This is a genomic window from Cupriavidus sp. Met-2 (genome assembly GCF_049843575.1).
Taxonomy (GTDB): Bacteria; Pseudomonadota; Gammaproteobacteria; order Burkholderiales; family Burkholderiaceae; genus Cupriavidus; species Cupriavidus metallidurans.
Genome location: NZ_JBBHZL010000001.1, coordinates 405,759 through 419,589, shown reverse-complemented (window position 1 = coordinate 419,589; position 13,831 = coordinate 405,759). Strand labels below are relative to the sequence as shown.

Here is a 13,831-nt window from a genome sequence, read left to right as displayed (position 1 = left end):
TGAAATGAATGAATGAAATAAATGAATTTGCATTCTAGACAGGACGAGGGTCCAATACCAAGCGGAAACCCTTACGCACTATCCCTATCAATGTCCGCCATTCTCGCCCCCTTCAAAAAGATCTACGACCTGATCGACGGGTTCGTGCTGATCATGCTGACCGCTATCGGCATCGCGCTGATTGCCCCTGAAATCGGAACCGGTGACGGCCCGCTGCGCCTTGGCGTGGTCACCAATCTCGGTGTCGCCTTGGTGTTTTTCCTGCACGGCGCCGCATTGTCGCGCGACAAGCTGGTAGCGGGTGCCAAGCATTGGCGTCTGCATGTCTTCGTGCAGTCTTTCACGTATATCGTGTTCCCGATCGTCGGCGTGCTGCTGATGCTGTCGCTGCGCAACACGCTGCCGCCCGAGTTGCTGCTGGGCGTGTTCTATCTGTGCGCACTGCCGTCCACGGTATCGTCGTCGGTGGCGATGACGTCGATGGCACGTGGCAACGTGCCCGGCGCCATCTTCAACGCCACGATCTCGGGCCTGATCGGCATGGCGCTGACCCCGTTGCTGATGGGCCTGGTGATCAGCGCCAGCGGCGCGTCGATGCCGCTGGGTCGCGCGCTGATGGGCGTGGCGCTGCAACTGCTGCTGCCGTTCGCGCTGGGTCAGGCCGCGCGCCCGTTGATTGGCAACTGGCTGGCCAAGAAGAAGCAGATCACCAACAAGATCGACCGTGGTGTGATCGTGCTGATCGTCTACTCGTCGTTCTGCGACGCCACCGCTGCTGGCCTCTGGCACCAGTACCACTGGCAGACCATCGGCGCAGTGATGGGTATCGCGGCCGTCCTGCTGTTCGTGATTCTGGGCACCACCACGTTCACGGCGCGTCGCCTGGGCTTTTCGGTGGAAGATGAAATCACGGCCGTGTTCTGCGGCTCGAAGAAGAGCCTTGCCAACGGTATCCCGATGGCCAAGATTCTGTTCGCCGGTCATCCGGCCCTGGGCCTGCTGGTGCTGCCGCTGATGGTCTATCACCAGCTCCAACTGATTGTCTGCTCGGTCATCGCCGCACGGTACGCAAACCGCGATGACGTGGAAACGCGTGAGGCGGTGCGTGCCTGAGACGTGCCTAATGCGTGCCTGAGGCAGGCTCGTTGATCAAATGAAAACGGCGCCCCAGGCGCCGTTTTCTTTTTGCATGGTGAAGGGTGGCCCGCTGCCGCATTGACCACCTTCGACCATCACACCGATGGATTCTTCGACAGCGGCGGATTGCGCGCGAAGTACGCCTTGATGCCTCGCAGGATGGCGTTGGCCAGTTGCTCCTGATGGCTGTCGTCGTTGAGCTTGCGCTCTTCCTCGGGATTGCTGATGAACGCGGTCTCGATCAGGATCGACGGAATATCCGGCGCCTTGAGCACCGCAAATCCCGCTTGCTCCACGCTGCCCTTGTGCAGCTTGTTGATCCCACCGATCTCCTGCAGCACGGACCTGCCTACCTGCATGCTGTCGTTGATCTGTGCCGTTGTGGACAAGTCCAGCAGCACGCGCGCCACCTGGGCATCCTTGTTGCCCATATTGGCACCGCCGATCAGATCGGCATTGTTTTCCTTGTTGGCCAGCCAGCGCGCGGCCGAGCTTGACGCGCCGCGTTCGGACAACGCGAACACCGATGCCCCACGCGCCTCGGGAGACAGGAAAGCGTCGGCGTGAATCGACACGAACAGGTCCGCCTGCACGCGGCGGGCCTTTTGCACGCGCACGTTGAGCGGCACGAAGAAGTCCGAATCGCGCGTCATCATCGCGCGCATATTGGGCTGCGCGTCGATCTTCGCGCGCAGGCGCGTGGCGATTTGCAGCACGACATCCTTCTCGCGCGATCCCGCGGCACCTATCGCCCCCGGGTCTTCACCACCATGGCCGGGATCGATGGCCACGGTCAGCAGGCGGCGCATCTTGAATTCGCTGGGTGGCGGCAGATTGGTCCGCGCCGTCGGCGGCGGCGCCACGGGCGCGGGAGACGGCAGGGGGGGCCTGGGCTTGACGCCGGCCAATGCGGGTGGCGGAGCGGTAGTCGGCGACGGAAGCTGGTCCCGATCCTCGAACTTGCGCACAATCGCGCCGATTGCATCCTCTTCCGCACCAGCGGGCGCGCCGGACACACCATCGGTACCAGCAGGCGGCGGCGCGGCGGCGAATCGCCGCTGCTTGTCCTCGGTATCACGCACGAGCTTCCAGAGCGGGTCGGGCGGATTGACCGGATACAGGTCGAATACGAGACGATTGCGGTAGTCGCTGATCGGCGCAAGCGTGAACACCTGCGGCGAGACGTCTTCCTTGAGGTCGAACACCATCCGCACCACGCGCGGGCGGTTCTGTCCCACGCGCACGGACTGGATATACGGATCGTTCGGCGTGATCTTCGCCACGAGTTCGCGCAGCGTCGGCGACAGGTCGAGCCCGTCGATGTCGACCACGAGACGGTCCGGGTTGCGGATCATCTGGTGCACGGCCACCAGGCGCTCGTCGGACTCGATGGTTACCCGCGTGTAGTCCTCGGCCGGCCACACCCGCACCGCGACAATGCCGGCGCCAAAGGCGATCTGCGGCCCGGCGATGGTCAATACGACCGTACCGGCACTGACTTTCAGCGCCTGCGCCATCCATTTGCGGCGGGCCTTCAGCAGTCCGTCGGGTCCATCGGGTCGGTCGGTTGCGAGTCGCTTGATCAGCATGCGTTCAGCAGGGTAAGTCCAGTGGGAGTATAGGCGCGCAGCGTTGCCATGCGGCGATCCGCGCCCGCATCGGCCCCGTTATCGGCCCAATGTGAGACACGATTGTCCGATTGGAGCAACACATGGAGGTCAGGTTCCCCCAGCAGGCGGCCCGCCTTTTCCGGCCACTCCACGAGATTGAGCGCCGGTTCGGCAAAACAGTCGCGAAATCCTGCGTCGATCCACTCCTCGGGGTCGGCGAAGCGATAGAGATCGAAGTGGTAGACCGTCAGCGGCGATCCATCGGCACGCAGCACTTCATAGGGTTCGCACAGCGTGTAGGTGGGGCTACGCACCTTGCCGGCGTGTCCGAGCGCGCGCAGCACGGCACGCGTCAGCGTGGTCTTGCCCGCGCCAAGGTCTCCGGACAACTGCAGATGGATCGTGCGCGGCGGCATCGCGCGCGCGGCGGTGGCCAGCGCCGCGCCAAACCGTTCGGTGGCGGCTTCGTCCGGTAGCGGCAGAATGCGTTCTTCGAGCAGGGGCATTGCGTACAATTCAGGAATGATCGACCGAGCAGTTCCCGCCTCCTCCCCCGCGAAAGACCCCGTTCCGGTGCCGTCCACGTCGTCCCCGCAAGCTGCCAGGGACTCTCTGGCGTCGCTGGTGGCACAGATTCGTGCCTGGGGGGGGGAGCTCGGATTCGATGCGATCCGCATCGCCGATGTCGATCTGCGGCACGCCGAAGCGGGCCTGTTGGCGTGGTTGCAGGCGGGCTACCACGGCGACATGGATTATATGGCCAACCACGGCACAAAGCGCGCCCGCCCGGCCGAACTGGTGCCCGGCACCGTGCGCGCCATCGTCGCGCGCATGCCCTATCTGCCCATGCAGCGTGACGACGGCTGGCGCCGACACGAACTCGCCCGCCTCGACGACCCCTCGACTGCCGTGATCTCGCTTTACGCACGTGGCCGCGACTATCACAAGGTACTCCGCAACCGGCTGCAGCAGCTGGCGGCCCGTATCGAGACCGCGATCGGCGCGTTTGGCTACCGCGTCTTCACCGATTCGGCCCCGGTCATGGAAGTGGCGCTGGCCAGCCAGGGTGGCCTGGGCTGGCGCGGCAAGCACACGCTGCTGCTCGACCGCGATGGTGGTTCGATGTTCTTTCTCGGCGAGATCCTCGTCGATATCCCGTTGCCCGCCGATTCGGCCGAGGCCCCGCACTGTGGCAACTGCCGCCGCTGCATTGACATCTGTCCGACCCAGGCCATCGTGGAGCCCTATCTGGTGGATGCGCGGCGTTGCATTTCCTATCTGACGATCGAACACAAGGGCGCTATTCCCGAAGACCTGCGCGCGCCGATGGGCAATCGCGTCTATGGTTGCGACGATTGCCAACTGACGTGCCCTTGGAACAAGTTCGCTCATCGCGCCACGTTGCCGGACTTCGACGTGCGCAATGGCTTCGACGCGCCCGACATGGCAACACTATTCGATTGGAGCGAAGCAGAATTCAACCAGCGGCTCGAAGGCAGCCCGATCCGGCGGATCGGTCATGAACGCTGGCTGCGCAACCTGGCCGTGGGCCTCGGCAACAGCCTGCGCGCCGCGGCGGTGAACGATCCGGCGCTGGCCGAACGCATCCGTGCCTCACTCCGCGCGCGGCTCGATGCGGCCACGCCATTGGTGCGCGAGCATATCGAATGGGCGCTCGCGCAGGACCGGGCCCCTGAGCGCGGCTAGGCGGCTAGGCGGCCAGGCCGCTAGCTCACCAGCGACAGCCACACCGGCGTGGTCACGATCGCCACGACAGTCATCGCGGAAATCGTCGCCGCCACCATCGGACCATTGCCGCCCATGCGCACGGCCAGGATGTACGAACTCGATGCCGTGGGCAGCGACGCATAGACCACCACGATCTGGTACTGCAATGGGGTCAGCGGCAGATACTTGCCCACCAGCCACGCGAAACAGGGCATGGCAAGCAGCTTCACGCCGCTCCACCACGCCATCGGGCCGGCCGTGCCGGTAGCCCCGCTCATCTGCAGCCCCGCGCCGACGGTCATCAGCCCGAGCGCGGTGGAAGCTGAACCAAGCCGGTTCAGCGTCATCGCCACCACCTCGGGCGGATGCAGGCCCAGCAGGTTCGTGACCAGCCCGGTGGCCGTGGCCAGGATCAGCGGATTCCGGACCAGTTCGCGCAGCACACGCGCCTCGCCATGTTTCGCCAGCGCCCACACCGCCACGACGTTGCACAGCGGCACCGTCACCCCGACGACCAGCGCCATCAGCGCCAGGCCCTCGCCATTGCCAAGCCGCGCGGCCAAGGCCAGGCCAATGTAGGAATTGAAACGGAAGGCTGTCTGCAGGCCCGAGGCGAAATCCGCCGGGGCCGGCCGCAACACCCACTTGACCAGATAGCCGGTGGCCATGCCGAAGACCATCGTGAGCAGGGCCAGGCCGAGCATGGCGGACGTCGACGAGAAGTCGAATTTGGCGCTGTTCGTCGATTGCAGCAGCAGCGCCGGGAACAGGACGAAGTAGACCAGACGCTCCACTCCGGCCCAGAAACCGCGGTCGAATGGGGTGTATCGAACCAGCAGCCAGCCAATCAAAATCAGGCTGAAATCCGGGACCAGCAGGAGTGCGGAAGACATTGTCTCGTTTGTTTTGTCGTTTTCATCACATCTGCTCGTTTGCCTTGCATCATGAAATGTGCAGCCTAGGGCAGATACGGATGGGTATTTTTTCAGAATTCCGGCAGCATGGCACGCTGTATTTCGTCTCGCCCGCGGTTTGCCCGCCGCCCGTCGCACCATGAAGTCCCTGAAGTCTCCCTCCCGTACGACCGCCCTTTCCCGCCGTTTCGCCGCCACGCTGTGCGCGACGCTGGCGCTTTGGACGCTGATGCCACCTGCATCGGCGATGGTCATCGAGGGGGTTCGCTTCGACGACGCGACGCGGCTCGGCGGCAAGGAACTGGCGCTCAACGGCGCCGGCTTGCGCTCGGTATTCGTGATCAAGGGCTATGTAGCGGGCCTGTACCTGCCCGAACGCGCGCGCAATGCAACGGTGGCGCTGGCCACGCGCGGGCCCAAGCGGCTGCAACTGCGCGTGCTGCGGGAAGTGGAGGCGGAGTCGTTCATCAAGGCGCTCAACGAAGGCTTGCGCGAGAACCATTCCGAGCTGCAGATGAGAATGCTGGCCGATCGCCTGGCGCAGCTCCAGCAGACCATGACCGAGATGGGCGCCGCGCACCGTGGCGACATCATCAATTTCGACTTCACGCCCGAAGGCGGCACCGTGGTGGCGCTGAACGGCATCCCACGCGGCCAGGCCATTGCCGGCGAAGACTTCTACCAGGCCGTACTGCGCATTTTCCTGGGCGACCACCCGGTAGACCGCAACCTCAAGCGCGGCCTGCTGGGCGGCTGACCCACGCACGCCGCCGTGCCGCGCAAATCCGCGCGAGGCACGCCGGCGATTCCAACCCCGGGCGTGATCCGCCCGGCTTTCACGTACGGGAGATCCTTTCCTCATGCAAGCTCGCAAAACCGCATTGATCGCTGCCGTCGCGGCGGCTGCCTCCGTGGCGTCGGTGGCTCACGCGCAGAGCAACTATCCGACCAAGCCGATCCGCCTGATCATTCCGTTCGCGCCGGGCGGCACCACCGACATCGTCGGCCGTGGCGTGGCGGATCAGATGAGCCGCATCCTGGGCCAGACGGTCGTGGTGGAAAACCGCGCGGGCGGGGGTGGCTCGATTGGCGCCGACTCGATCGCCAAGGCAGCACCGGACGGCTACACGATCGGCATCTCCACCGTGTCGACGATGGCGGTGAACCCGGCGTGCAACCCGAAGCTCTCCTACGACCCGATCAAGGACTTCAAGCCCATCGCCAACGTGGCCAACGTGGCCAATGTGATCGCCGTGAACCCGAACTTCCCGGCCAAGGATTACAAGGAGTTCCTGGCGGTGCTGAAGGCCAACCCGGGCAAGTACTCGTACGCGTCGTCGGGCACCTGCGGCTTCGGCCACATGCTCGGCGAGCAGTTCAAAGTCTCGACCAAGACGTTCATGGTGCACATTCCGTACCGTGGCGCGGGCCCTGCACTGAACGACGTACTGGCTGGCCAGGTGCCGATCATGGTGGACAACCTGCCGTCGTCGATGCCGTACATCAAGGCCGGCAAGCTGCGCCCGATCGTGGTGGCCTGGAACAAGCGCGTCGAGGGGCTGCCTGACGTGCCGACCTTCGGCGAAATGGGCCTGAAGGAGCCGAACGACCCGGCCTGGTACGGTCTGGTTGCCCCAGCCGGCACGCCTGACGACGTCATCAACAAGCTCAACGCCGCGGTGGTGAAGGCGCTGCAGGACAAGGCCTTCGTCCAGCGCCTGCAGGCGGCTGGCGCCGAACCGTCGGGCAATACGCCGGCGCAGCACGCTGCCGAAATCAAGAAGGAATTCGACAAGATGAAGAACCTGGTGAAGGTTCAGAACATCAAGCTCGAGCAATAAGCGGGTATCCGCAGGTAGCGAGAAAGGACCTCCACGGAGGTCCTTTTTTGTTGCGCCTGACAGACGCGGCACCAGCGTTCTTCCCCTGTCTGCCCCCGCCGAGCGGGCGGGTAGTCCCATTGCATTCGATATGCATCTGGAATCAGCATAAAATCGCTCATCGCCACGTTATCCCGCCATCCACCATGCAACATCACTTCGATGCCGTCCTGCCCGCGCCATTTGGCAAGGTCGGCGTACGTGTCGATGGCACGCAGGTTCACGAAATCGTCTATCTGCCCGACAGCTTTGCCGAGGTCCCGCCAACCAGCGCGTTGACAAAGCGCGTGGCGGAACAGCTCGACGCCTACTACGCCAATGCAGACACCGTGTTCGACCTGCCGCTGGCACGGCGTGGCACGGACTTCCAGCGCAAAGTCTGGGCGGCCATCAGCGCGGTGCCGCGTGGCGGCCTGACGACCTACGGCACCATCGCGAAATCGCTGCAGAGCATGCCGCGCGCCGTGGGCCAGGCCTGCGGACAGAACTGGTTTCCGATCGTGGTGCCGTGCCATCGCGTGGTGGCGGCCAACGGACTCGGCGGCTTCGCGCATCATGGCGAGGAAGGATTCCATCTGGGCGTGAAGCGCTGGCTGCTGCGCCATGAAGGCGCGATGCTGCTATGACGGCGGCACTCGATGGCGACCTGTCGCTGGTCGACCGGTTCTGCGATGCGTTGTGGCTCGAAGATGGCCTGGCACGCAATACGATCGACGCCTACCGGCGCGACCTGGCCATGCTGGCGCGCTGGCTGCACGAGTCCGGCACCACGGCGTTACTGGGCGTCGACGACACCGCGCTTTCCGGATACTTCGCCGCGCGTCACCTGGAGACGCGCGCTTCCTCGGCCAATCGCCGCCTGACTGTGTTCCGCCGTTTCTATCAGTGGGCCCTGCGCGAGCACATGATCGAGGCCGACCCCTGCCTGCTGCTGCGCCCCGCCAAGCAGCCACCCCGGTTCCCGAAGACGCTGTCCGAGGCACAGGTGGTGGCGCTGCTGGAAGCCCCCGATATCGAAACGCCGCTGGGCCTGCGGGACCGCACCATGCTCGAACTGATGTATGCGAGCGGGCTGCGCGTGTCCGAGCTCACGAACATGAAGACCATCGAAGTCGGCCTGAATGAAGGCGTGGCGCGCGTGGTTGGCGGCAAGGGCAACAAGGAGCGGCTGGTGCCATTCGGCGCGCAGGCCGGCGACTGGCTGCATCGCTACCTGTCCGATGCGCGCCCCACGTTGCTGGCGGGCCGCGCGTGCGACGAACTCTTCGTCACGCAGCGCGGCGAGGGCATGACGCGCCAGACGTTCTGGCACCTGATCAAGAAACACGCGCGTGACGCGGGCATTCACGCCCCGCTCTCCCCGCATACGCTCCGGCACGCCTTTGCCACGCACCTGCTTAATCACGGCGCCGACCTGCGCGTGGTGCAGCTGCTGCTGGGGCACGCCGATATCTCCACCACGCAGATCTACACGCACGTCGCGCGCGAGCGCCTGCGCGAACTGCACCTGCATCACCATCCGCGCGGCTGACCCGCGCGACCGACCACGCGATATGAGCAAGAGCAAGCACGTCTCCGAAACCCCCGCCACGCAAATGCTGCGCAAGCACGGCGTCACGTTCGGCGAGCACACCTACGACTACGTCGACCACGGCGGCACGGGCGAATCGTCACGTCAGCTCGGCGTGCCCGAGCACGACGTGGTCAAGACACTGGTAATGGAAGACGAAGCGGCCAAGCCGCTGATCGTGCTGATGCATGGCGACTGCTCGGTGTCGACCAAGAATCTCGCACGGCAGATCGGCGCCAAGAGCGTGCAGCCATGCAAGCCCGACGTGGCGCAGCGCCACAGCGGCTATATGGTTGGCGGCACGTCGCCCTTCGGCACGAAGAAGAAAATGCCGGTCTATGTCGAGGCGTCGATATTGACGCTGGACAAGATCTACATCAATGGCGGCCGCCGTGGATACCTGGTCAGCGTCGCGCCGGCGGTACTGGAGGCGCTGGTTGACGCCAAGCCGGTGGAATGCGCGCTGCCGGACTAACGCCGCGTCCGCGTATAGGGGAAAGTCACGGAGTTGGATGACCCGGCGCCGCGCTACAATCGCGCCAGCCTGAAATTCCTAGCCTTATTCCCACAGAAATGATCAACCTGCTATTTGCCGTCATCGCTTACCTGATCGGATCGGTGTCATTCGCCGTCGTGGTCAGCAAAGTCATGGGCCTACCCGATCCGCACAGCTATGGCTCCGGCAACCCCGGCGCCACGAACGTGCTGCGCACCGGCAACAAGAAGGCGGCCATTTTCACGCTGATCGGCGACGCGCTGAAAGGCCTGGCGGCGGTGCTGCTGGCCAAGCACTTCGGCCCGGCATACGGCGTGGACGAGACCGGCATCGCGCTGGTGGCGCTGGCCGTGTTCCTCGGCCACCTGTTCCCGCTCTACCATCGCTTCGCGGGCGGCAAGGGCGTGGCCACGGCCGCCGGCATCCTGTTCGCCATCGATCCGATTCTCGGCGCCGGCACGCTGGCCACGTGGCTGATCATCGCGTTCTTCTTCCGCTATTCGTCGCTGGCCGCGCTGATCTCGGCGATCTTCGCGCCGTTCTTCTATGTACTGATGAATGGCGTGGACATCATGGCCGGCGCGATCCTGGTGATCAGCGTGCTGCTGATCGCGCGCCACCGCGCCAATATCGCAAAGCTGCTGGCGGGCAAGGAAAGCCGGATCGGGGAGAAGAAGAAGGTTTGAACGTCTGAAGCACAAGCTGTGCTCCCCTCTCCCATTCGTGGAAGAGGGGGAAAACCATCGGCAGATTTATCGCATCAAGCCGCCTGCGCCATGGCCGCGAACGGAAACACCATTTCCACGCGCAGGCCGCCTTCCTCGCGGTTGGCAATGGACAGGCGTCCGCCGGCCTGCCGCACCAGGCGATCGACGATCGCCAGGCCCAATCCCGAATGCGCATTGCCGCCACGTGCCGGATCGAGCCGCACGAACGGCATCGTCACGCGTTCGATCGCGTCATCCGGAATCCCCGGTCCCTCATCCTCAACAATCAGCTTCCAGCCTTCCTGCGTGCGGCTCGTGGCCACACACACCGGCGGCTCACCGTAGGCGTAGGCGTTGTCGACGAGATTGCCGATGATCCGGTCGAGCTGAGTGGCGATCATGCGGAAGCCATCGCCCGCGTTCAGTTCCAGCACCACCTTCCTGTCCTGCTCCTGCAAGGATGCCGCCAGTTCGCCGATACGCTTGTCCACCGGCACGGGCCGCGCGGTAGGCTCGCTGCTTTGCGCGAAGGTCAGGAACTGCTCGACGATCGCCGACATCGACTCCACATCGCGCGTCACGCCGGCAGCGGCCTTCGGATCCGACAGCATCTCCGCACGCAATCGTAGGCGCGCGAGCGGGGTTTTCAGGTCGTGCGCGATGCCGGCCAGCATTGTGTTGCGTTCCTGATCGATGCGCACGAGGTCTGCGACCATGCGATTGAAACGCTCGATCAGTTGCCGCAGTTCATGCGGTCCGCGCTCGCGCAGCGGCGACACCAGTTGCTGGCGCGACAGCTTCTCCGCCGCCTCGGCCATATCCCGCACAGGGCGCTGGATCTGCCACGCGATCAGCAATGCGAAGATGATCGCTATCCCTACCACCAGCACCACGCCCGGCAACAGTCGATTGTCCGGCGGCGGGTTGTGCACGAACAAGATCGGCATGGCGATCCATCGATTACGCTTGGGAAGCTTGATCCACAGCCGCGGCGTGGACAGTTCGTCCTCAAGCCGCACCTCGGTACCCGGCGGCAGGCGCCGCGTGAACTGCTCCACCAGCCGGCGCGCCCGGCCGGCCTGCGGAACGGAGGCGTGCTCGTCGGCGGTGGAGGCATCCGCCACCTCCACCAGGCTCGGCAGGGGCAACGGCGGCGTCGCATCGAGCGCCCGCTGGATACTGTCGAGCTGGAAGATCATCTGCTCGACCGAATAGTCGATCTGCTGCTGGCGCCGGTCCATGCGTAGGATGGCCAGCCACGAAAAGTGGCTGATCACCAACACGGCCGCGATCAGCAGCGCGATGCGGCCAAACAGGGTATCGATGCGAAGCTTCATTGCGGAATGCTGTCCTCGGCCTCGTCCGGCACAAAGGTGTAGCCGCGGCCACGTACGGTCTGGATATAGCGCGGGCGCTGGGCGTCCTCGTCGAGCAGGCGGCGCAGGCGCCAGATCTGCACGTCGATGCCCCGGTCGCTGATGCCGTTGGCGGTGCCGTACATCAGTTCGACGATGCGCTCGCGGGAGAGCACTTCAAGCGGATGCGACAGCAGCAGCTTGAGCAGCGCGAATTCGGTGTCGCTGATGGAAACGGACTGGCCGCTGCGTTCGAGCGAGCGCTGGCGGAAGTTCACCCGGAACGGGCCGAACACCACGGATTCCCGATCCTCGGGTGCGGCAGCCGGGCGGGCCAGCTTGCGGCGCAGCACGGCATTGATCCGCGCCAGCAACTCGCGTGGCGAGAACGGCTTGCCGAGGTAGTCGTCCGCGCCGATCTCCAGCCCGACGATGCGGTCGATCTCGTCGCTGCGCGCGGTCAGCAGGATCACGGGGATATCGTCGTTCTTGGCGCGCAGATTGCGCAGGGCGGTCAGGCCGTCGACCTTTGGCATCATCAGGTCGAGCACGATCAGCGCCGGGCGCTCGCGCTCGAGTCGCGCCTGCAGGCCGTCGCCATCATGGAGCACGGAAACCGCGAATCCCTGGGATGTCAGGTACTCGCGCAGCAGGTCGCGCAGTTCGGGATCGTCATCGACGACGAGAATCTGGGTGGGCTGGTTTGTACGCATAGGCACATGATAGTCAGGCCGGACATGCGGCTTTGCAAATGTCCCGGACCGTTTTGTTTCCGGAGGTTACACCCACGTCGTTGGTAATCCGCTGTAATAAAAGCAGGGCGCGGCGAAACAGGTGGGATGGGAGCCGCACATTATGCTTCAGGCCATCCCCCTGACGGCGAGGCACCCTGCCCGTGCGATGCGGCATACTGCTGCAACTTCGACGTCACAATGCTTGTGCGAATACCGTTGGCACGCCCCACTTTTTCGTCGTGCCGCTCCCAGGATTCCGGTCATGTCCAACCCAGAACAAGGTCAACCCACTCCTCCCAATCCGCCCACACCGGGCGGTAATACCCGGTCGCGTCGCCGCACATGGATCGCCGGCGCAGTCATCGTCGTGCTAGCCGGTGCCGGCTGGTACTGGCACGGCCATCGCAAGGCCGCGCAGCAAGCCGGCGCCACGAGTGCCGGCGCGGCCAGTGGCGCTGCCGGGATGGGCGCGGGCAAGCGGGGCCCCGGAGGCGCTAGCGGCGCCGGTGGCCCTGGCGGCCCGGGCGCGCAGCAGCGCTCGCCAGTGGTGGTCAACCGCGTGACGCGCCGCAACATGGACGTGGTGCTGAACGGCCTGGGCAACGTGACGCCGGTGGCCAACGTCACGGTGCGCGCGCAGGTCTCCGGCCCGCTGCTCAAAGTGCTGTTCAAGGAAGGCCAGATGGTCAAGGCCGGCGACGTGCTCGCCGAAATCGACCCGCGCCCGTTCCAGGCCACGCTCGACCAGGCTGTCGGCCAACTCGCGCGCGACCAGGCATTGCTCCAGAACGCCCGCCTGGACCAGAAACGCTACAAGACGCTGCTGGCGCAGGACTCGATCTCGAGCCAGCAGGTAGATACGCAGGACGCGCTGGTGCGCCAGTACGAGGGGACGGTCAAGACCGATCAGGGTAACGTCGACAACGCGCGCATCCAGCTTGGCTACACGCGCATCGTCGCGCCGACGTCGGGCCGCATTGGCCTGCGTCAGGTCGACCCGGGCAATATCGTCAATCCAAGCGACACCAACGGCATCGCCCTGATCACCCAGATCCAGCCGATCGCGGTGCTGTACACGATCCCCGAAGACAACCTGCCCTCGGTGCTGAAGAAGCTCAACGCCGGCGAGAAGCTGGCGGTGCAAGCCTGGGACCGCCAGATGCGCAACCAGCTCGGTGAAGGCACGCTGCTGACCACGGACAACCAGATCGACACCACCACGGGCACCGTCAAGCTCAAGGCAATCTTCGCGAACACCGACGGCATGTTGTTCCCGAACCAGTTCGTCAACGTGCGCACGCGCATCGACACGCTGGAAGACGCCACCGTGATCCCGATCGCGGCGATCCAGCGGGGCCAGCAGGGCACGTTCGTGTATGTCGTGGATGACCAGAGCACGGTCAAGGTGCAGGTCGTCACGCTCGGGCCGGGCGACGGTAGCCACAGCGCCGTGCTCAAGGGCCTGGAGCCCGGGCAGCGCGTGGTTGTGGATGGCGCGGACCGCCTGAAGGAAGGCATGACCGTCGAGGCGGTAGACCCGGCGGCACGTGCCGCGGCGCTCACGCCGGCGAGTTCGCCACGCGCCCGCGGCCGTCGCGGCGGCGGCGCGAGCGGCGTCCACGGTGCCAGCGGCGCGCGGGCAGCCAGCGGCGCCCATGGCTCGGGCGCGAGCCCGCAGCAGGCACAGCCGTAAGGCGAGG

14 protein-coding genes are annotated in these 13,831 nt (G+C 65.1%); 9 read left to right on the top strand and 5 right to left on the bottom strand.

Features of this window, described 5'->3' with window-relative positions; genetic code table 11:
* Positions 1–90: 90 nt before the first annotated feature.
* Positions 91–1,113 (top strand): bile acid:sodium symporter family protein, encoded by a 1,023-nt coding sequence (locus WD006_RS02005; RefSeq protein ID WP_008645010.1) that lies wholly within the window; start codon positions 91–93, stop codon positions 1,111–1,113.
* A gap of 119 nt (positions 1,114–1,232) precedes the next feature.
* Here the strand turns inward: WD006_RS02005 and WD006_RS02000 are convergent, their stop codons facing one another.
* On the bottom strand, positions 1,233–2,726 hold the full coding sequence (locus tag WD006_RS02000) for an N-acetylmuramoyl-L-alanine amidase (RefSeq protein WP_011515388.1): 1,494 nt from the start codon (positions 2,724–2,726) through the stop codon (positions 1,233–1,235).
* Entirely contained in the window at positions 2,720–3,253 is a 534-nt protein-coding gene (gene tsaE, locus WD006_RS01995) for a tRNA (adenosine(37)-N6)-threonylcarbamoyltransferase complex ATPase subunit type 1 TsaE (protein WP_017513177.1), read from the bottom strand. The genes WD006_RS02000 and tsaE overlap by 7 nt, the downstream gene beginning before the upstream one ends.
* Positions 3,254–3,269: 16 nt before the next feature.
* Between tsaE and queG the strand changes: the two genes are divergently transcribed.
* Positions 3,270–4,454 (top strand): tRNA epoxyqueuosine(34) reductase QueG, encoded by a 1,185-nt coding sequence (gene queG, locus WD006_RS01990; RefSeq protein WP_029308401.1) that lies wholly within the window; start codon positions 3,270–3,272, stop codon positions 4,452–4,454.
* 20 nt (positions 4,455–4,474) lie between these two features.
* On the opposite strand, the gene WD006_RS01985 is transcribed toward queG, so the two are convergent.
* Positions 4,475–5,368 carry an AEC family transporter gene (locus WD006_RS01985; protein ID WP_008645019.1) on the bottom strand — a complete coding sequence of 298 codons (894 nt, stop codon included), beginning with the start codon at positions 5,366–5,368 and terminating at the stop codon, positions 4,475–4,477.
* A 160-nt stretch (positions 5,369–5,528) separates the two neighbouring features.
* Between WD006_RS01985 and WD006_RS01980 the strand changes: the two genes are divergently transcribed.
* The 6 genes from WD006_RS01980 to plsY all read left to right on the top strand — a co-directional run bounded on the left by WD006_RS01980 (position 5,529) and on the right by plsY (position 10,021).
* Positions 5,529–6,146, top strand: coding sequence for a chalcone isomerase family protein (locus WD006_RS01980; protein ID WP_011515384.1), 618 nt, complete (start codon positions 5,529–5,531; stop codon positions 6,144–6,146).
* A 103-nt stretch (positions 6,147–6,249) separates the two neighbouring features.
* Positions 6,250–7,230, top strand: coding sequence for a tripartite tricarboxylate transporter substrate binding protein BugE (locus WD006_RS01975; RefSeq protein ID WP_008645024.1), 981 nt, complete (start codon positions 6,250–6,252; stop codon positions 7,228–7,230).
* A gap of 185 nt (positions 7,231–7,415) precedes the next feature.
* Positions 7,416–7,895 carry a methylated-DNA--[protein]-cysteine S-methyltransferase gene (locus WD006_RS01970; RefSeq protein WP_008645026.1) on the top strand — a complete coding sequence of 160 codons (480 nt, stop codon included), beginning with the start codon at positions 7,416–7,418 and terminating at the stop codon, positions 7,893–7,895.
* On the top strand, positions 7,892–8,800 hold the full coding sequence (gene xerD, locus WD006_RS01965) for a site-specific tyrosine recombinase XerD (RefSeq protein WP_011515383.1): 909 nt from the start codon (positions 7,892–7,894) through the stop codon (positions 8,798–8,800). The genes WD006_RS01970 and xerD overlap by 4 nt, the downstream gene beginning before the upstream one ends.
* A gap of 22 nt (positions 8,801–8,822) precedes the next feature.
* Positions 8,823–9,314, top strand: coding sequence for a Cys-tRNA(Pro) deacylase (ybaK, locus tag WD006_RS01960; protein WP_011515382.1), 492 nt, complete (start codon positions 8,823–8,825; stop codon positions 9,312–9,314).
* Positions 9,315–9,412: 98 nt separating this feature from the next.
* A complete protein-coding gene (gene plsY, locus WD006_RS01955) occupies positions 9,413–10,021 on the top strand; it encodes a glycerol-3-phosphate 1-O-acyltransferase PlsY (RefSeq protein WP_008645034.1) in 609 nt (202 codons plus the stop codon).
* 74 nt (positions 10,022–10,095) lie between these two features.
* Here the strand turns inward: plsY and WD006_RS01950 are convergent, their stop codons facing one another.
* Positions 10,096–11,379, bottom strand: coding sequence for an ATP-binding protein (locus tag WD006_RS01950; RefSeq protein WP_011515381.1), 1,284 nt, complete (start codon positions 11,377–11,379; stop codon positions 10,096–10,098).
* Positions 11,376–12,110 carry a response regulator gene (locus WD006_RS01945; RefSeq protein WP_008645039.1) on the bottom strand — a complete coding sequence of 245 codons (735 nt, stop codon included), beginning with the start codon at positions 12,108–12,110 and terminating at the stop codon, positions 11,376–11,378. The genes WD006_RS01950 and WD006_RS01945 overlap by 4 nt, the downstream gene beginning before the upstream one ends.
* Before the next feature lie 283 nt (positions 12,111–12,393).
* On the opposite strand from WD006_RS01945, the gene WD006_RS01940 reads away from it, so the two are divergent.
* Complete coding sequence (locus WD006_RS01940) at positions 12,394–13,824, top strand: MdtA/MuxA family multidrug efflux RND transporter periplasmic adaptor subunit (RefSeq protein ID WP_035833015.1); 1,431 nt, start codon at positions 12,394–12,396, stop codon at positions 13,822–13,824.
* The last annotated feature ends 7 nt before the right edge of the window (positions 13,825–13,831 follow it).

Coding starts and splice junctions, on each gene's coding strand:
- WD006_RS02000 (WP_011515388.1), bottom strand. CDS start 2,726: ATGCTGATCAAGCGACTCGCAACCGACCGACCCGATGGACCCGACGGA.
- WD006_RS01945 (WP_008645039.1), bottom strand. CDS start 12,110: ATGCGTACAAACCAGCCCACCCAGATTCTCGTCGTCGATGACGATCCC.
- xerD (WP_011515383.1), top strand. CDS start 7,892: ATGACGGCGGCACTCGATGGCGACCTGTCGCTGGTCGACCGGTTCTGC.
- ybaK (WP_011515382.1), top strand. CDS start 8,823: ATGAGCAAGAGCAAGCACGTCTCCGAAACCCCCGCCACGCAAATGCTG.
- WD006_RS01950 (WP_011515381.1), bottom strand. CDS start 11,379: ATGAAGCTTCGCATCGATACCCTGTTTGGCCGCATCGCGCTGCTGATC.
- WD006_RS01980 (WP_011515384.1), top strand. CDS start 5,529: ATGAAGTCCCTGAAGTCTCCCTCCCGTACGACCGCCCTTTCCCGCCGT.
- tsaE (WP_017513177.1), bottom strand. CDS start 3,253: ATGCCCCTGCTCGAAGAACGCATTCTGCCGCTACCGGACGAAGCCGCC.
- WD006_RS01985 (WP_008645019.1), bottom strand. CDS start 5,368: ATGTCTTCCGCACTCCTGCTGGTCCCGGATTTCAGCCTGATTTTGATT.
- WD006_RS02005 (WP_008645010.1), top strand. CDS start 91: ATGTCCGCCATTCTCGCCCCCTTCAAAAAGATCTACGACCTGATCGAC.
- WD006_RS01940 (WP_035833015.1), top strand. CDS start 12,394: ATGTCCAACCCAGAACAAGGTCAACCCACTCCTCCCAATCCGCCCACA.
- plsY (WP_008645034.1), top strand. CDS start 9,413: ATGATCAACCTGCTATTTGCCGTCATCGCTTACCTGATCGGATCGGTG.
- WD006_RS01970 (WP_008645026.1), top strand. CDS start 7,416: ATGCAACATCACTTCGATGCCGTCCTGCCCGCGCCATTTGGCAAGGTC.
- queG (WP_029308401.1), top strand. CDS start 3,270: ATGATCGACCGAGCAGTTCCCGCCTCCTCCCCCGCGAAAGACCCCGTT.
- WD006_RS01975 (WP_008645024.1), top strand. CDS start 6,250: ATGCAAGCTCGCAAAACCGCATTGATCGCTGCCGTCGCGGCGGCTGCC.